The sequence below is a fragment of the Pseudomonas sp. FGI182 genome (assembly GCF_000511325.1).
Classification (GTDB): Bacteria; Pseudomonadota; Gammaproteobacteria; order Pseudomonadales; family Pseudomonadaceae; genus Aquipseudomonas; species Aquipseudomonas putida_Z.
Window position 1 is genome coordinate 995,893 of sequence record NZ_CP007012.1, and the last position, 16,292, is coordinate 1,012,184.

General features: G+C 63.5%; 15 protein-coding genes. 10 read left to right on the forward strand and 5 right to left on the reverse strand.

Going from position 1 to position 16,292, the window contains the following annotated elements; genetic code table 11:
- Nucleotides 1-63: 63 nt before the first annotated feature.
- From C163_RS04495 to C163_RS04515, 5 genes are all read left to right on the forward strand, one after another.
- The gene (locus C163_RS04495) at nucleotides 64-1,320 is read left to right on the forward strand and encodes an ATP-binding protein (RefSeq protein ID WP_025337805.1); all 1,257 of its coding nucleotides are present in this window, start codon (nucleotides 64-66) and stop codon (nucleotides 1,318-1,320) included.
- Complete coding sequence (locus tag C163_RS04500; protein WP_025337806.1) at nucleotides 1,320-1,880, forward strand: response regulator transcription factor; 561 nt, start codon at nucleotides 1,320-1,322, stop codon at nucleotides 1,878-1,880. The genes C163_RS04495 and C163_RS04500 overlap by 1 nt, the downstream gene beginning before the upstream one ends.
- A gap of 159 nt (nucleotides 1,881-2,039) precedes the next feature.
- The gene (locus tag C163_RS04505) at nucleotides 2,040-3,071 is read left to right on the forward strand and encodes an IS110 family transposase (RefSeq protein WP_025337750.1); all 1,032 of its coding nucleotides are present in this window, start codon (nucleotides 2,040-2,042) and stop codon (nucleotides 3,069-3,071) included.
- 377 nt (nucleotides 3,072-3,448) lie between these two features.
- Entirely contained in the window at nucleotides 3,449-4,390 is a 942-nt protein-coding gene (locus C163_RS04510) for an AEC family transporter (RefSeq protein ID WP_025337807.1), read from the forward strand.
- A 56-nt stretch (nucleotides 4,391-4,446) separates the two neighbouring features.
- The gene (locus C163_RS04515; protein WP_025337808.1) at nucleotides 4,447-5,808 is read left to right on the forward strand and encodes an amino acid permease; all 1,362 of its coding nucleotides are present in this window, start codon (nucleotides 4,447-4,449) and stop codon (nucleotides 5,806-5,808) included.
- A 314-nt stretch (nucleotides 5,809-6,122) separates the two neighbouring features.
- On the opposite strand, the gene C163_RS04520 is transcribed toward C163_RS04515, so the two are convergent.
- The 5 genes from C163_RS04520 to gatC form a co-directional block, all read right to left on the reverse strand.
- Nucleotides 6,123-7,166 carry a calcium/sodium antiporter gene (locus tag C163_RS04520; RefSeq protein WP_025337809.1) on the reverse strand — a complete coding sequence of 348 codons (1,044 nt, stop codon included), beginning with the start codon at nucleotides 7,164-7,166 and terminating at the stop codon, nucleotides 6,123-6,125.
- A gap of 60 nt (nucleotides 7,167-7,226) precedes the next feature.
- A complete protein-coding gene (locus tag C163_RS04525) occupies nucleotides 7,227-7,607 on the reverse strand; it encodes a septal ring lytic transglycosylase RlpA family protein (protein ID WP_025337810.1) in 381 nt (126 codons plus the stop codon).
- A gap of 143 nt (nucleotides 7,608-7,750) precedes the next feature.
- Entirely contained in the window at nucleotides 7,751-9,196 is a 1,446-nt protein-coding gene (gatB, locus tag C163_RS04530; protein ID WP_013971062.1) for an Asp-tRNA(Asn)/Glu-tRNA(Gln) amidotransferase subunit GatB, read from the reverse strand.
- Nucleotides 9,197-9,207: 11 nt separating this feature from the next.
- On the reverse strand, nucleotides 9,208-10,659 hold the full coding sequence (gene gatA / locus C163_RS04535; RefSeq protein WP_025337811.1) for an Asp-tRNA(Asn)/Glu-tRNA(Gln) amidotransferase subunit GatA: 1,452 nt from the start codon (nucleotides 10,657-10,659) through the stop codon (nucleotides 9,208-9,210).
- A gap of 15 nt (nucleotides 10,660-10,674) precedes the next feature.
- The gene (gatC, locus tag C163_RS04540; protein ID WP_003255165.1) at nucleotides 10,675-10,962 is read right to left on the reverse strand and encodes an Asp-tRNA(Asn)/Glu-tRNA(Gln) amidotransferase subunit GatC; all 288 of its coding nucleotides are present in this window, start codon (nucleotides 10,960-10,962) and stop codon (nucleotides 10,675-10,677) included.
- Between the two features lie 205 nt (nucleotides 10,963-11,167).
- On the opposite strand from gatC, the gene mreB reads away from it, so the two are divergent.
- From mreB to rng, 5 genes are all read left to right on the forward strand, one after another.
- Nucleotides 11,168-12,205 (forward strand): rod shape-determining protein MreB, encoded by a 1,038-nt coding sequence (gene mreB, locus C163_RS04545; RefSeq protein WP_003255163.1) that lies wholly within the window; start codon nucleotides 11,168-11,170, stop codon nucleotides 12,203-12,205.
- A gap of 225 nt (nucleotides 12,206-12,430) precedes the next feature.
- Nucleotides 12,431-13,447, forward strand: a complete 1,017-nt coding sequence (mreC, locus tag C163_RS04550; protein WP_025337812.1) for a rod shape-determining protein MreC — start codon at nucleotides 12,431-12,433, stop codon at nucleotides 13,445-13,447.
- The gene (gene mreD, locus C163_RS04555; protein WP_015269051.1) at nucleotides 13,447-13,935 is read left to right on the forward strand and encodes a rod shape-determining protein MreD; all 489 of its coding nucleotides are present in this window, start codon (nucleotides 13,447-13,449) and stop codon (nucleotides 13,933-13,935) included. Before mreC ends, mreD begins: the two co-directional genes overlap by 1 nt.
- A 33-nt stretch (nucleotides 13,936-13,968) precedes the next feature.
- A complete protein-coding gene (locus C163_RS04560) occupies nucleotides 13,969-14,700 on the forward strand; it encodes a nucleoside triphosphate pyrophosphatase (RefSeq protein ID WP_025337813.1) in 732 nt (243 codons plus the stop codon).
- A gap of 54 nt (nucleotides 14,701-14,754) precedes the next feature.
- Nucleotides 14,755-16,212 carry a ribonuclease G gene (rng, locus tag C163_RS04565; protein ID WP_013971067.1) on the forward strand — a complete coding sequence of 486 codons (1,458 nt, stop codon included), beginning with the start codon at nucleotides 14,755-14,757 and terminating at the stop codon, nucleotides 16,210-16,212.
- The last annotated feature ends 80 nt before the right edge of the window (nucleotides 16,213-16,292 follow it).

Sequence of the window (16,292 nt, forward strand, 5' to 3'; positions counted from 1 at the left end):
AGCGAGGCGCCTGGCTTCGGTATACTCCAGCCGATTTTTCTGGAGCACTCATCAGGAGAGCTCATGCTCGCCGCCGTACAACCGCTGTCCGCTACTCGCCAGAACCTCTGGCGCCTGACCGTCATTCGGGTCCTGGTCCTGGCTGCCCAGGCCGGCTCCGTGGGCGTCGCCTACTGGACCGAACTGCTGCCCTTGCCCTGGCTGTCGCTGGCCGGCACCTTGGCCTTGTCTTCGCTGCTGTGCGCCTTCACGGCCCTGCGCCTGCGCCTGTCGTTGCCGGTCACCGAGCTGGAGTACGCCCTGCAACTGGCCTGCGACCTGCTGATCCACAGTGCCTTGCTGTATTACTCCGGCGGCTCGACCAACCCGTTCGTGTCGTATTACCTGGTGCCGCTGGCGATCGCCGCGGTGACCTTGCCGTGGTTGTATTCGCTGATTCTCTCGGGCATTGCCCTGACCGCATACAGCCTGCTGCTGGTGCAGTTCTACCCGCTCGAAGGCCTGCCAATGGCGCGGGACAAGATGCAGGTGTACGGCATGTGGTTGAGCATTGCCCTGGCCGCCGCAGTGATCACCTTCTTTGCCGCGCGCATGGCCGAAGAGCTGCGCCGCCAGGAGCAGCTGCGTTCCGAGCGGCGTGAAGAAAGCCTGCGCGACGAGCAGCTGCTGGCCGTGGCTACCCAGGCCGCCGGTGCCGCCCATGAGCTGGGCACGCCGTTGGCGACCATGAGCGTGCTGCTGAATGAGATGCGTCAGGACCACGCCGACCCGCTGCTGCAGGAAGACCTGCAGATCCTTCAGGACCAGGTGAAGCTGTGCAAGGAAACCCTGCAACAGCTGGTACGCGCCGCCGAAGCCAACCGCCGCCTGGCCGTGGTGGAGCAGGACGTGACGGCCTGGCTGGACGAGGCGCTCAACCGTTGGCACCTGATGCGCCCGGAAGCCAGCTACCGCTTCCAGCGCCTGCGCGACGGCCAAGTGCCGCGCCTGACCCCGCCGCCGGATCTGACCCAGGCGCTGTTGAACCTGTTGAACAATGCCGCCGATGCCTGCCCCGATGACCTTGAAGTGCGCCTGGACTGGGACGCCCATGACATCGTCATCAGCATCCGTGACCATGGCCCCGGCGTGCCGCCGGCCATCGCCGAAGCCATCGGCAAACCCTTCATTACCACCAAAGGCAAAGGCTTCGGCCTGGGCCTGTTCTTGAGCAAGGCCAGCGTGACCCGTGCGGGCGGTTCGGTGAAACTCTATAGTCATGAACAGGGTGGCACCCTGACCGAACTGCGCCTGCCCTATGGCAAGCGAGGAGATGAATGATGAGCGAAGAAAACCAGGTCGAAGGCGAAGAGCTGCCGCACCTGCTGCTGGTGGATGACGATGCCACCTTCACCCGGGTCATGGCCCGTGCCATGAGCCGCCGCGGTTTCCGCGTGAGCACCGCCAGCTCTGCCGAAGAAGGGTTGATCCTGGCCCAGCAGGACCTGCCGGACTACGCCACGCTGGACCTGAAGATGGACGGTGACTCCGGGCTGGTGCTGTTGCCCAAGCTGCTGGAGCTGGACCCGGAAATGCGCGTGGTGATCCTGACCGGTTACTCGAGCATTGCCACCGCGGTGGAGGCGGTCAAGCGCGGTGCCTGCAACTACCTGTGCAAGCCGGCCGATGCCGATGATGTGCTGGCGGCGCTGCTGTCGGAGCACACCGACCTGGACACCCTGGTGCCGGAAAACCCGATGTCGGTCGACCGCCTGCAGTGGGAACACATCCAGCGCGTGCTGAACGAGCACGAAGGCAATATCTCGGCCACCGCCCGGGCGCTGGGCATGCACCGGCGGACCTTGCAGCGCAAACTGCAGAAGCGCCCGGTTCGGCGCTGATTCCTGCTGGGCTTGTACCGGCCCTTTCGCGGGCTTGCCCGCTCCCACAGGTACTGCACAGGTCTTGCGGCTTGTGTAATACCTAATGAAATGGTCCTCCCAGGACTCCCCAGTGAAAGCCTAAGCTTTCACTGGGGGATCTAACTGGAGATCGCCGTTATGAATACTCAGAATCTTGCTCTTACCAGCTTGGATCTAGGCAAAAATTGTTTCCATTTCCACGGCCAGGATAGCCGTGGCCAGTACCTGTTCCGTAGCAAAATTTCTCGCAGCAAGGTTTTTTCCTACATCGCTCAACTACCACCCTGCACCTTGGCCATGGAGGCCTGTGGAGGCGCTCATTTCATGGCTCGATTCGCAGCCAGCTGTGGTCATCAACCCAAATTGATTGCCGCGCAGCATGTACGACCTTATGTCAAAAGTAACAAAAACGACTACACCGACGCCGAGGCCATTGGTGAAGCAGCCAGTCGTTCGGCAATGCGATTTGTTGCAATCAAAAGCGAAGCCCAGCAAGCGCTGAGCATGCTCAACATGACCCGTGAAGCTTTCATTCGGGACCGCACAGCGACGGTCAATCGAATCCATGCTTTCCTGCTTGAGTGGGGCGTTAGCCTGGCGCCAACCTTCAAGTCGGTCAGAGAGTTACCGGAAACGTTGGAAAAACTTCATGCTCCTGGCTCGGTAATTCGCCTTTTCCAACAGTTTCATGCGCACTTCAACTACCTTGACGAACAGGTCAAGGTACTCACCAAAGAGCTGGAGAGCCAGGTCGCTGGAGATGATCTGGCAACCCGTTTGATGACCATACCGTGTATTGGACCGATCACCTCCAGCGCCCTGGCTGCAGAATTAGGTGACGGTAAGCAGTTCAAACGAGGACGTGACTATTCGGCCTCGATAGGCCTGGTGCCCAAGCAGCTGACCACCGGCGGGAAACCGCGCTTGCTGGGTATCAGCAAACGCGGTGATCGCAATCAGCGACGGCTACTGGTGCAGTGCAGCCATACCTTCATCAACCACCTGGATAAGCAATCTGGGCGATTGGCTGATTGGGTGAGAGTGTTGCTGACTCGCCATCACCCGAATGTGGTTGTGTGCGCCTTGGCGAACCGGCTAGCACGGATAGCTTGGGCAATCGCACACAGCCATGGCATTTATGAAGCAGGGCCAAGCGCACAGAACGCTTGACCCTGCGCTACCAAGCACCACCCAACGGTTTTTGCGATGCTGGATAACAGATGACGTAAACGGCCAACCGACCTGACGAAAAACCTGGGCTCCCACGCGGCTCTAAAGCCGATTTACCTAATCAGGATCGTCAGGCGCGACTTTCATCAAGGCGCGAACCTTAACCCTTCGACGCCGAATAGATTGCGGCAAGCCAACTACGCATCCAGATTCAGTATTGCAGAAACTGGGAGGACCATAGATGTGGGAGCGGGCAAGCCCGCGAAGAGGCCGGTACTGACAGAAATTTCTCTGTAATACCCCGCGATCCCCGCAACTCCCGGCCGTTGGCGTATCATTAGCCCCCTAACGGCAACCCCCTCCAGGATCGCTTGCGCATGCTCGCCCTTCTTATCCAGACACTGAACATCACGGCCCCGGTCTTCGCCATGCTGTTCATGGGCGTGCTGCTCAAACGTATCCGCCTGATCGACGACAATTTCAACCGCGTCGCCTCGCAGCTGGTGTTCAACGTGTGCATGCCGGCGCTGCTGTTCCTCGGCATCTATCACGCCGACCTGGCCACGGCGGTCAAACCCGGCGTCCTTCTCTATTTCGTCGTCGCCACCCTGGCCGGCTTCGCCATTGCCTGGGGCCTGGCCATCTGGCGCAGCCCGCTGGCCGACCGGGGCATCTATACCCAAGGCGCATTCCGCGGCAACAACGGCGTGATCGGCCTGGCCCTGGCCGCCAGTCTCTATGGCGACTACGGCATCTCTCTGGGGGCGGTGCTCGCCGGCCTGGTCATCCTCATGTACAACTCGCTGTCGGCAGTGGTGCTGGCGGTGTACAGCCCGGACCTGAAGTCCGACCCGTGGAGCATCTGCAAGAGCATCCTCAGCAACCCGCTGATCATCAGCGTGCTGGTGGCCACGCCCATGGCGTACGGCCAGGTGCCGCTGCCCAACTGGCTGCTGACCTCGGGCGACTATCTGGCGCAGATGACCTTGCCGCTGGCGCTGATCTGCATCGGTGGCACGCTGTCGCTGGCGGCACTGCGCGACAGTGGCAGGCTGGCCATCGACGCCAGCCTGGTGAAGATGGTCTGGCTACCGCTGCTCGGCACCCTCGGCGCCTGGCTATGCGGCTTCCGCGGGGCCGAGCTGGGCATCCTGTTCCTGTACATCGGCAGCCCGACCGCAGCGGCCAGCTACGTCATGGCGCGGGCGGCCAACGGCAACCATGAGCTGGCGGCGTCGATCATCGTGATTACCACGCTAATGGCGGCGATCACCACCAACATTGGTATTTTCATCTTGCAGTGGGGCGGATGGATCTAGATCCTTGACTGCAAACAACACAAAAAACACAGCCTCACTGAGCTAAAGGACACTTCATGCAAGACCAGAGCACGCCCGAGCGGTTACAGCGCGGGCTGAAGAATCGCCATATCCAGCTGATCGCGCTGGGCGGGGCCATTGGTACCGGGTTGTTCCTGGGCATCGCCCAAACCATCCAGCTGGCCGGCCCTTCCGTCCTGCTGGGCTACGCCATTGCCGGCCTGATGGCCTTCCTGATCATGCGCCAGCTCGGCGAAATGGTGGTGGAAGAGCCGGTGGCCGGCAGCTTCAGCCACTTCGCCCACCAGTACTGGAGCGAGTTCGCCGGCTTCGTCTCGGGCTGGAACTACTGGGTGGTGTATGTACTGGTCGGCATGGCCGAACTGACAGCGGTGGGTATCTACGTGCAGTACTGGTGGCCCGGCTTCCCCACCTGGGCCACGGCGGCTATCTTCTTCGTGGTGATCAACCTGATCAACCTGACCCAGGTGAAGGTCTACGGCGAGATGGAGTTCTGGTTCGCCCTGGTCAAGGTGGTGGCCATCGTCAGCATGATCGGCTTCGGCGCCTGGCTGCTGACCAGCGGCCATGGCGGCCCGGACGCCAGCGTGGCCAACCTCTGGCAGTACGGCGGCTTCTTCCCCAACGGCGTCACCGGCCTGGTGATGGCACTGGCAGTGATCATGTTTTCGTTCGGTGGCCTGGAGCTGGTAGGCATCACCGCCGCCGAAGCCGACAACCCGCGTCAGAGCATCCCCAAGGCCACCAACCAGGTGGTGTACCGCATCCTCATCTTCTATATCGGTGCCCTGGCGGTGCTGCTGTCGCTGTACCCGTGGCAGAAGGTGGTGCAGGGTGGCAGCCCGTTCGTGATGATCTTCCACGAACTGGACAGTGACCTGGTGGCGACCATCCTCAATATCGTGGTGCTGACGGCGGCGCTGTCGGTGTACAACAGTTGCGTGTACGCCAACAGCCGCATGCTGTTCGGCCTGGCCAGCCAGGGCGACGCACCGCGTCAGTTGCTGAAGGTAAGCCGTAGCGGCGTGCCGCTGACCGCATTGGGTGTGTCGGCTTTCGCCACCGGGCTGTGCGTACTGATCAACTACCTGATGCCGGGTGAAGCCTTTGGTTTGCTGATGGCCCTGGCGGTGTCGGCGCTGGTGATCAACTGGGCGAGCATCAGCATCACTCACCTGAAGTTCCGCAAGGCCAAGCTGGCGGCCGGGATTACCCCGTTCTACAAAAGCTGGGGGCACCCGGTCACCAACTACCTGTGCCTGGCGTTCATCGTGCTGATCCTGGTGGTGATGTACCTGACCCCGCCGATTCGCATCTCGGTGATGCTGATTCCGGGGTGGATCCTGGTGCTGTGGGTGGCCTTCAAGATGAAGAAGGCTCGCCAGGTTCGCCGTTAGATTTTCAGCGCCGGTGAGATCGAGCGCCGCCCGCGCGGCGCTTCGCGGGGCAAGCCCGCTCCCACATTTGTTGCAACGTGCCGAACCTGTCAGGCCATGGTTGCCCGCCTTGTTGGCTCGACTCTATTTCGAGGTGGACACATCCGCAGCCCCACCTGTCTGAAGACATGCGCCAAGGCTGACAGCGTCTCTTTCACAGGCATGGCCACGTTGCAACAAATGTGGGAGCGGGCTTGCCCCGCGAAGCGCCGCGCGGGCGGCGCTCGATCTCACAGGCGATGCAAAGCTAAAGGCATGAGCAGCCCCACATCTCCTTAATGCTGCCGCCGCCAGGCTCGTGCGGTGGTGTACAGCAACACCATGGCCAGCACCGGCAGTACGTAGAACAGCATCAACCGCTCCAGGCGGCCGGCCAGTGGCATGCCCATGGTGAACGCCGCCACGTGCAGCCCATAGGCCAGGTACAGGCAGAGGAACACCAGGCCTTCGGCGCGGGTGATGCGGTAACCGGAATAGAACACCGGCAGGCTCAGCGCAGCAACACCCAGCATTACTGGCAGGTCGAAGGCCAAGGCGTTGGGCGAGATCGACAGCGGCTCGGGAGTGACCAGTGCGGTCAGGCCCAGCACCGCCAGCAGGTTGAACAGGTTGCTGCCTATCACCGTGCCCACGGCGATTTCCCGTTCACCGCGCAGGGCGGCGATCAGCGCAGCGGCCAGTTCCGGCAGGGAAGTGCAGATGGCAACGACGGTCAGACCGATGATACGCTCGGACAGCCCCAGGTCGGTGGCCACCTCCACGGCGGCTTCCAGCAACAAGTGACCCGCCAGGCTCAGCAGGCCCAGGCCGGCCAGCACCTGCAGCAGCGTGCCCGACCAGAAGCGCCCGGTGCTGCTGGTGACGGTGGCCGGAGCGGGGTAGGTGCGGGCGTAGTGGCGCGACTGGTGCCAAAGCATAGCCAGGTAGCCGACCAGCCCGGTCAGCAACAACACCCCTTCGACCCGGCCCAGGTGGCCGTTGGCGGATAACGCGTAGACCAGGCCGCTGGCGATGATCATCAGTGGGATGTCCAGGCGCACCAGTTGCCGCGAAACGCGCAGCGGGATGATCAGTGCGGCCAGGCCGAGAATGACCAGTACGTTGAAGATGTTGCTGCCGATCACGCTGCCCACCGCCACATCCGGTGCGCCTTGGTAGGCGGCCTGCAGGCTCACGGTCATTTGCGGGGCAGTGCTGCCGAAGGCCACCAGGCTCAGGCCGATGATCAGCGGGCGTACGTGCAGGCGCTGGGCCAGGCGCAGGGCTGCGCGTACCAGCAGTTCGGCACCGCCGACCAGCAACAGCAGGGCGATGCCCAGTTGCAGGAGGCTGGAGGTGGGAAGGGTAGCCAGGTCGAAAATGGTCGGACTCCTGTCGCGTCAGTCGCTAAGCCCTTGTACTCGCACGCGCGCGGTTCCGCTACGGATCATGCCGATTTTTTCTGCGGCGGCACGTGAAAGATCGATCAGGCGGCCACGGGTATGTGGGCCGCGGTCGTTGATGCGCACCACGACGCTGCGCTGGTTGGCCAGGTTGGTCACCCGTACCCGGGTGCCGAAGGGCAGGCTGCGGTGGGCGGCGGTGAGGCCATGCTGGTTGAACGGCTCGCCGCTGGCGGTGCGTTTGCCGTGGTGGCGCGCGCCGTAATAGGAAGCGGTGCCGGTCTTGTCGTAACCGTCGGGGTCGACGTCGATGTCCTGGCTGGCGCAGCCGGCCAGCAGGGAGAAGAGGGCGAGGGTGCTCAGGGATCGCTTTAGCAATTCGAATGCTCCGGTGCGGCCATTCGCGGCTAAAGCCGCTCCCACAGGTACGGCGCTGCACTGGCGAGCGGCGCTGTACCTGTGGGAGCGGCTTTAGCCGCGAACGAGGGCGAAGCCCTCGCAGGACTACAGGGGTAAAACAATCACCCTTCGAGCTTGGCCTTGAGCAATTGGTTCACTTGCCCCGGGTTGGCCTTGCCTTTGGAGGCTTTCATCGCCTGGCCGACGAAGAAGCCGAACATCTTGCCACGCTTGGCCTCGTCGGCTGCGCGGTACTGTTCGACCTGCTCGGCGTTGGCCGCCAGCACTTCGTCGAGCATCTTGTCGATCGCACCGGTATCGGTGACCTGCTTCAGGCCTTTGCTTTCGATGATGCTGTCAGCATCGCCTTCGCCGGCGGCCATGGCCTCGAACACGGTCTTGGCGATCTTGCCGCTGATGGTGTTGTCGCGGATACGCAGCAGCATGCCGCCCAGCTGTGCGGCGCTGACCGGCGCCTGGTCGATCTCGATGCCCAGCTTGTTCAGCAGGCTGCCCAGCTCGACCATGACCCAGTTGGCTGCCAGCTTGGCATCGCCACCGATCTTCACCACTTCCTCGAAGTAGTCCGCCTGTTCGCGGCTGGAAGCCAGCACGTTGGCGTCGTAGGCCGACAGGCCGTACTGGTTCTGGAAGCGCTCGACCTTCTGCGTCGGCAGTTCCGGCAAGCCGGCGCGGACGGTTTCGAGGAAGCTGTCCTCGATCACCACCGGCAGCAGGTCCGGGTCGGGGAAGTAACGGTAGTCGTTGGCTTCCTCCTTGCTGCGCATGGAGCGGGTCTCGTCCTTGTTCGGGTCGTACAGGCGGGTTTCCTGTACCACCTTGCCGCCGTCCTCGATCAGGTCGATCTGGCGCTGGATCTCGCTGTTGATCGCGCGCTCGATGAAGCGGAACGAGTTGACGTTCTTGATCTCGCAGCGGGTGCCGAACTCGGCCTGGCCTTTCGGGCGGATCGACACGTTGCAGTCGCAACGCAGCGAGCCTTCGGCCATGTTGCCGTCGCAGATGCCCAGGTAACGCACCAGCGCGTGGATCGCCTTGACGTAGGCCACGGCTTCCTTGGCGCTGCGCATGTCAGGCTCGGAGACGATTTCCAGCAGCGGGGTGCCGGCACGGTTCAGGTCGATGCCGGTGGAGCCGCTGAAGTCTTCGTGCAGGCTCTTGCCGGCGTCTTCTTCCAGGTGCGCGCGGGTTACCCCGATGCGCTTGATGGTGCCGTCTTCCAGGGCGATGTCCAGGTGGCCCTTGCCGACGATCGGCAGGTCCATCTGGCTGATCTGGTAGCCCTTGGGCAGGTCCGGATAGAAGTAGTTCTTGCGCGCGAACACGTTGCGCTTGCCGATCTCGGCATCGATGGCCAGGCCGAACATGCACGCCATGCGCACGGCTTCCTGGTTCAGCACCGGCAGTACGCCAGGCATGCCCAGGTCAACCAGGCTGGCCTGGGTGTTCGGCTCGGAACCGAAGGTGGTGGCGCTGCCGGAGAAGATCTTCGACTGGGTGGCGAGCTGAGTGTGGATTTCCAGCCCGATCACAACTTCCCATTGCATGTGTGAATTCCTCAGAAGCCGTTGGGGGCGCGGGTGTGCCAGTCGGTCACTTGCTGGTAGCGGTGCGCGACGTTGAGCAGGCGGCCTTCCTGGAAGTATGGCGCCAGCAGCTGCACGCCGACCGGCAGGCCATCGGCGAAGCCGGCCGGCATCGACAGGCCCGGCAGGCCCGCCAGGTTGGCGGTGATGGTGTAGACGTCTTCCAGGTAGGCGGCGACCGGGTCGCTGCTCTTGGCGCCGAGCTTCCAGGCCGGGTTTGGCGTGGTCGGGCCGAGGATCAGGTCGACGTCGTTGAAGGCGGCCATGAAGTCGTTCTTGATCAGGCGGCGGATCTGCTGCGCCTTCACGTAGTAGGCGTCGTAGTAGCCGGCCGACAGGGCGTAGGTGCCGACCATGATGCGGCGCTGCACTTCGACACCGAAGCCTTCGCCACGCGAACGCTTGTACAGGTCGGTGAGGTCTTTCGGGTTTTCGCAGCGGTAGCCGAAGCGCACGCCGTCGAAACGCGACAGGTTGGACGAGGCTTCAGCGGGGGCGATCACGTAGTAGGCCGGGATGGCGTGCTGCATGTTCGGCAGGCTGATTTCCTTGACCACCGCGCCGAGCTTTTCCAGCTCCTTGACGCTGGCCTGGACCAGGTCGGCGATGCGTGGGTCGAGGCCGGCACCGAAGTACTCCTTCGGCAGGCCGATGCGCAGGCCCTGCAGCGAAGCATTCAGGTTGGCGCTGTAGTCCGGCACCGGCTCTTCGATGCTGGTGGAGTCCTTGGCGTCGAAACCGGCCATGCCTTGCAGCAGCAGGGCGCAGTCTTCGGCGGTACGGGCCAGCGGGCCACCCTGGTCGAGGCTGGAGGCGTAGGCAATCATGCCCCAGCGCGACACGCGGCCGTAGGTCGGCTTGAGGCCGGTGAGGTTGGTCAGTGCCGCCGGTTGGCGGATCGAGCCGCCGGTGTCGGTGCCGGTGGTGGCTGGCAGCAGGCGCGCAGCAACTGCCGCGGCCGAACCGCCCGACGAGCCGCCCGGGACGTGCTCGAGGTTCCATGGGTTCTTCACCGCGCCGTAGTGGCTGGATTCGTTGGCCGAACCCATGGCGAATTCGTCCATGTTGGTCTTGCCCAGGGTGACCATGCCGGCTTCGGCCAGCTTGGCAACCACGGTGGCGTCATACGGCGCCTTGAAGTTGTCGAGCATCTTCGAGCCGCAGCTGGTGCGTACGCCGTTGGTGCAGAACAGGTCCTTGTGGGCGATCGGGGCACCCAGCAGCGCGCCGGTTTCGCCGGCGGCGCGACGGGCGTCGGCGGCACGCGCCTGGCCCAGGGCCAGGTCTTCGGTGACGCTGATGAAGCTGTTGATCTGCGGGTCGAGCTGCTTGATGCGCGCCAGCAGGGCGCCGGTCAGCTCTTCGGAGGAAAACGACTTGTCGGCGAGTCCGCGGGCGATCTCGGCCAGGGTCAATTGATGCATGGCAGGCTCTATCCCTTACTCGATGACTTTGGGAACCAGGTACAGACCGCTTTCGGTCGACGGCGCGATGGCCTGGTAGGCGTCGCGCTGGTTGCTTTCGGTGACCTGGTCGGGACGCAGGCGCTGGCTGGCCTCCAGGGGGTGGGCCAGTGGCTCGATGCCGGTAGTGTCGACCGCTTGCATCTGGTCGACCAGCCCGAGAATGCTGTTCAGTGCGTCAGTAATGCGTGGCAGTTCGCCATCATTCAGGCCCAGACGGGCCAGATGGGCGATCTTTTCCACGTCGCAGCGTTCAAGCGCCATGGGGATCTCCAGGGGAAACAAAGACCGGAATTTGGGTCCGCAGTGAGGAACATGTCAGCTTTCTGGCGGTCTAACGGCCGCGAAATTCTGCTGGCGTGCTCGGAAAAACAGCCAATTTAACATATTGGCTCCTTGCCCAAAATCCCTGCCATTGTTAGAGTTTGCCGCACTTTTTTACCCACGCTTTCCCCAGGGTCACTTTCCCATGTTCAAGAAACTGCGTGGCATGTTTTCCAGCGATCTGTCCATCGACCTGGGTACTGCCAACACCCTTATTTACGTGCGTGAGCGCGGTATCGTCCTGAATGAGCCCTCGGTTGTTGCCATCCGTACCCATGGCAACCAGAAAAGCGTCGTCGCCGTCGGTACCGAAGCCAAGCGCATGCTGGGCCGTACGCCTGGCAACATTGCTGCCATTCGTCCGATGAAGGACGGCGTCATCGCCGACTTCAGCGTTTGCGAAAAAATGTTGCAATATTTTATCAACAAGGTTCACGAGAACAGCTTCCTGCAGCCGAGCCCGCGCGTGCTGATCTGCGTGCCGTGCAAGTCGACCCAGGTAGAGCGCCGCGCCATTCGCGAATCGGCGCTGGGTGCCGGTGCCCGTGAAGTGTTCCTGATCGAAGAGCCGATGGCCGCCGCCATCGGTGCCGGCCTGCCGGTCGAAGAAGCCCGCGGTTCGATGGTCGTCGATATCGGTGGTGGTACCACTGAAATCGCACTGATCTCCCTGAACGGCGTGGTCTATGCCGAGTCCGTCCGCGTTGGCGGCGACCGCTTCGATGAAGCCATCGTCACCTACGTGCGCCGCAACTACGGCAGCCTGATCGGCGAGTCCACCGCCGAGCGCATCAAGCAGGAAATCGGTACCGCCTACCCGGGCGGCGAAGTACGCGAAGTCGATGTGCGCGGCCGCAACCTGGCCGAGGGCGTACCGCGTGCCTTCACCCTGAACTCCAACGAAGTGCTCGAAGCGCTGCAGGAGTCCCTGGCGACCATCGTCCAGGCGGTCAAGAGTGCCCTGGAGCAATCGCCGCCCGAGCTGGCCTCGGACATCGCCGAGCGTGGCCTGGTGCTGACCGGTGGTGGCGCCCTGCTGCGTGACCTGGACAAGCTGCTGGCCCAGGAAACCGGCCTGCCGGTGATCGTCGCCGAAGACCCGCTGACCTGTGTCGCCCGTGGCGGTGGTCGCGCCCTGGAGATGATGGACAAGCACGCGATGGACCTGCTCTCCAGCGAGTGATTCCGCTCGCTGTTCACGAGCCCCGGTTTACAGGTAGTACGCACAGTGCTACCTGTATGTGCTGGGCTGGCGCCCGTTCGGGGCGCCGTATCCGTCAACCCGCAACCAGGCTGGTGCGTTGTCCCATGTCCAATGACCTCCTGAGTCGTCCACGAGGAACGGCCCATTAAACCGCTTTTCTCCAAGGGCCCTTCGCTGGGCGTTCGCCTGCTCGTCCTGGTGGTGATGTCGGTCGCGTTGATGGTTGTCGACGCGCGCTTCGACGTGCTCAAACCAGTGCGCAGCCAGATGGGCCTGGTACTCATGGAGTCGTACTGGATCACCGACCTGCCGCAGCGTGCGTGGCAAGGTGTGGCCGGCCAGTTCGGCAGCCGCACCGAACTGATCGCCGAAAACGAGAAGCTCAAGACCGAAGCCCTGCTGCTGCAGGGGCGCCTGCAGAAGCTGGCGGCCCTGACCGAGCAGAACGTGCGCCTGCGCGAACTGCTCAACTCCTCGGCGCTGGTCAACGAAAAGGTCGAAGTGGCCGAGCTGATCGGTGTCGACCCCAACCCGTTCACCCACCGCATCCTGATCAACAAGGGCGAGCGTGATGGCGTGTTCCTTGGCCAGCCGGTGCTCGATGCCCGTGGCCTGATGGGCCAGGTGGTCGAGCTGATGCCCTACACCTCGCGGGTACTGTTGCTGACCGATACCACCCATAGCATCCCGGTGCAGGTCAACCGCAACGGCCTGCGCGCCATCGCCAGCGGCACCGGCAACCCGGAGCGCCTGGAGCTGCGCCATGTGGCCGATACCGCCGACATCAAGGAAGGCGACCTGCTGGTCAGTTCCGGCATGGGGCAACGGTTCCCGGCCGGCTACCCGGTGGCCACGGTCAACGAAGTGATCCACGATTCCGGCCAGCCGTTCGCCATCGTTCGTGCCATCCCCACCGCCGCGCTCAACCGTAGCCGCTACATGCTGCTGGTGTTCAGCGACCGGCGCAGCCCGGAACAGCGCGCCACCGATGCCGCCATTGCCCAGGAAGAGGCTGACCGCAAGGGCTCCTCGGCCGCAGGCCTGCCGGCCACGACGGGTGAGCAGGGCGCACCAGCTGGCAGCGCCCCTGCCACGCCGGCCACACCAGCGGCCACACCAGCAGCCCCGACAGCCCCGGCTGCGCAGCCTGCAGCTCCGGCGGCCGCACCTGCCACGCCGGCTGCCGCGCCTGCCGCACCCGCTCACACCCGGAGGCAATGATGGCTGCATCACGCCGCAACAACGGCTGGGTCATCTGGCTGACTTTCGCCATCGGCCTGCTGCTCAGCGTCTCGCCCATGCCGCAGTTCATGGAAGTGTTCCGGCCCATGTGGCTGGCCTTGCTGGTGTCGTTCTGGACCCTCGCCGTACCGAACAAGGTCGGCATGACCACCGCGTTCGTGCTGGGCCTGGCCGAGGACGTGCTGTACGGCACCCTGCTGGGGCAGAACGCGCTGATCCTTACCCTCATCACCTTCCTGGTGCTGTCGTTGCAGCAGCGCCTGCGCATGTTCCCCATGTGGCAGCAGAGCCTGGTGATCCTGGTGATCTTCGGCATTGCCCAGCTGATCCAGCTGTGGCTCAGCGCGCTGACCGGCAACCGCCTGCCCACCCTGGCGTTGGTCTGGTCGGCGGTGATCAGTGCCTTGCTCTGGCCGTGGATCAGCTTCGCCCTGCGCGACCTGCGCCGACGTTTGCATATCAATTGACGGCGCCGCCGCGACTGACAGGGAGATGTCTGCATGAACCCGCTATACCTGGCCTCCGGCTCGCCCCGTCGTCGTGAACTGCTGGCCCAGATCGGTGTGCCGTTCAGCGTCGTCAGTGCCCCCATCGATGAAACCCCATTGCCTGATGAAAGCGCCCCGGCCTACGTCGAGCGCCTGGCCCGGGCCAAGGCTGCCGCTGGCCTGGCCAGCCTGGAACATCCAGTGCAGGCCATTCGCGGGCATGCCCGCTCCCACAGGTCCGATGATGGCCTGGAGGGCAGTGCCGTCCCTGTGGGAGCGGGCGCGCCCGCGAATAGCCACACCGCGGCCTTGGAAAATCGGGCTGTGGTGCTGGGCGCAGACACTGCCGTGGTGCTCGATGGTCGTATTCTCGGCAAACCGGAAAACCGCGAAGATGCCCTGGCCATGCTGGCCGACCTTTCGGGCCGCGAGCACCAGGTTTTGACCGCGGTCGCCCTGAGCGATGGCCGGCGCGTGCACAGCCTGTGCGTCACCAGCAAGGTGCGCTTCCGTGCGATCAGTGCCGAGGAAGCGCAACGCTACTGGGCCAGCGGCGAGCCCGCGGACAAGGCCGGCGGCTATGCCATCCAGGGCTTGGGCGCGGTGTTCGTCACCGGCCTTTCCGGCAGCTACTCGGCGGTGGTCGGCTTGCCCCTCAGTGAAACGGCCGAAATGCTTGGCCAATTCGGCATTGCCTGCTGGCAATCGCCCGCGCATACGCCAGAGGTAACAAACCCGCGGTAGCCAGCACTGCATACGCCATCCATCATTATCCAAGACCTTTGACGAGAGCCTGCCATGAGTGAAGAGATCCTGATCAACATCACCCCGATGGAGTCGCGCGTGGCGGTGGTGGAAAACGGGGTGCTGCAGGAAGTGCATGTCGAGCGCACCCAGCGCCGGGGCATCGTCGGCAATATCTACAAAGGCAAGGTGGTGCGTGTGCTGCCGGGCATGCAGGCGGCCTTCGTCGACATCGGCCTGGAGCGCGCGGCATTCATCCATGCCTCGGAAATATCCCAGCGCGAAGGCTCGGCGGTAGAGAACATCACCGCCCTGGTGCACGAGGGCCAGGCCCTGGTGGTGCAGGTAACCAAGGACCCGATCGGCACCAAGGGCGCGCGCCTGACCACCCAGCTGTCGATCCCGTCGCGCTACCTGGTGTACATGCCGCGCAGCAGCCATGTCGGCATTTCCCTGAAGATCGAAGACGAAGCCGAGCGCGAGCGCCTCAAGCAGGTGGTCAGCGACTGCATGGAAAGCGAGAACATCAAGGACGCCGGTGGCTTCATCCTGCGTACCGCCGCCGAAGGCGCACGCGCTGAAGAGATCCTGCAGGACATTCGCTACCTGCGCCGCCTGTGGGAGCAGATCGGCACCCAGATCAAGACCTGCGGCGCGCCCACGGTCATCTACGAGGACCTGGGCCTGGCCCTGCGTACCTTGCGCGACCTGGTCAACCCGAAGATCGAGAAGATCCGCATCGACTCGCGGGAAACCTTCCAGAAGACCACGCAGTTCGTTGGCGAGCTGATGCCGGAAATCGCCGACCGCCTCGAGCACTACCCGGGCGAACGGCCGATTTTCGACCTGTACGGCGTCGAGGACGAGATCCAGCGCGCACTGGAGCGCAAGGTACCGCTGAAGTCCGGCGGCTATCTGGTGGTCGACCCCGCTGAAGCGATGACCACCATCGATGTGAACACCGGCGCCTTCGTCGGTCATCGCAACCTAGAAGAGACCATCTTCAAGACCAACCTCGAGGCCGCCACAGCCATCGCCCGGCAACTGCGCCTGCGCAATATCGGCGGCATCATCATCATCGACTTCATCGACATGGAAGATGAGGAGCACCAGCGCCAGGTGCTGCGCACCCTGGAAAAGCAGCTGGAGCGCGATCACGCCAAGACCAATATCATCGGCATCACCGAGCTGGGCCTGGTGCAGATGACCCGCAAGCGCACACGGGAAAGCCTGGAACAGGTGCTGTGCGAGCCCTGCCTGGCCTGTCAGGGCCGTGGCAAGCTGAAAACTCCCGAGACCATCTGTTACGAAATCTTCCGCGAGATCCTGCGCGAGGCCCGTGCCTACCAGGCCGAAGGCTACCGCGTGCTGGCCAACCAGAAGGTGGTCGACCGGTTGCTGGATGAAGAGTCCGGTAACGTCGCGGAACTGGAGGCCTTCATCGGCCGAACCATTCGTTTCCAGGTGGAGTCGATGTATTCGCAGGAACAATACGATGTGGTGCTGCTCTGAGGCCTTCTGAAACGCGCCGCGGGTGGCCCGGGCTGGCAAAACCGGGACGACGGGCCATCATGGATAAACGACCTGGAGGG

Coding starts and splice junctions, on each gene's coding strand:
- mreD (WP_015269051.1), top strand. CDS start 13,447: ATGGCTGCATCACGCCGCAACAACGGCTGGGTCATCTGGCTGACTTTC.
- mreC (WP_025337812.1), top strand. CDS start 12,431: ATGTCGGTCGCGTTGATGGTTGTCGACGCGCGCTTCGACGTGCTCAAA.
- gatB (WP_013971062.1), bottom strand. CDS start 9,196: ATGCAATGGGAAGTTGTGATCGGGCTGGAAATCCACACTCAGCTCGCC.
- C163_RS04515 (WP_025337808.1), top strand. CDS start 4,447: ATGCAAGACCAGAGCACGCCCGAGCGGTTACAGCGCGGGCTGAAGAAT.
- C163_RS04505 (WP_025337750.1), top strand. CDS start 2,040: ATGAATACTCAGAATCTTGCTCTTACCAGCTTGGATCTAGGCAAAAAT.
- gatA (WP_025337811.1), bottom strand. CDS start 10,659: ATGCATCAATTGACCCTGGCCGAGATCGCCCGCGGACTCGCCGACAAG.
- rng (WP_013971067.1), top strand. CDS start 14,755: ATGAGTGAAGAGATCCTGATCAACATCACCCCGATGGAGTCGCGCGTG.
- C163_RS04560 (WP_025337813.1), top strand. CDS start 13,969: ATGAACCCGCTATACCTGGCCTCCGGCTCGCCCCGTCGTCGTGAACTG.
- C163_RS04510 (WP_025337807.1), top strand. CDS start 3,449: ATGCTCGCCCTTCTTATCCAGACACTGAACATCACGGCCCCGGTCTTC.
- mreB (WP_003255163.1), top strand. CDS start 11,168: ATGTTCAAGAAACTGCGTGGCATGTTTTCCAGCGATCTGTCCATCGAC.
- C163_RS04495 (WP_025337805.1), top strand. CDS start 64: ATGCTCGCCGCCGTACAACCGCTGTCCGCTACTCGCCAGAACCTCTGG.
- C163_RS04500 (WP_025337806.1), top strand. CDS start 1,320: ATGAGCGAAGAAAACCAGGTCGAAGGCGAAGAGCTGCCGCACCTGCTG.
- gatC (WP_003255165.1), bottom strand. CDS start 10,962: ATGGCGCTTGAACGCTGCGACGTGGAAAAGATCGCCCATCTGGCCCGT.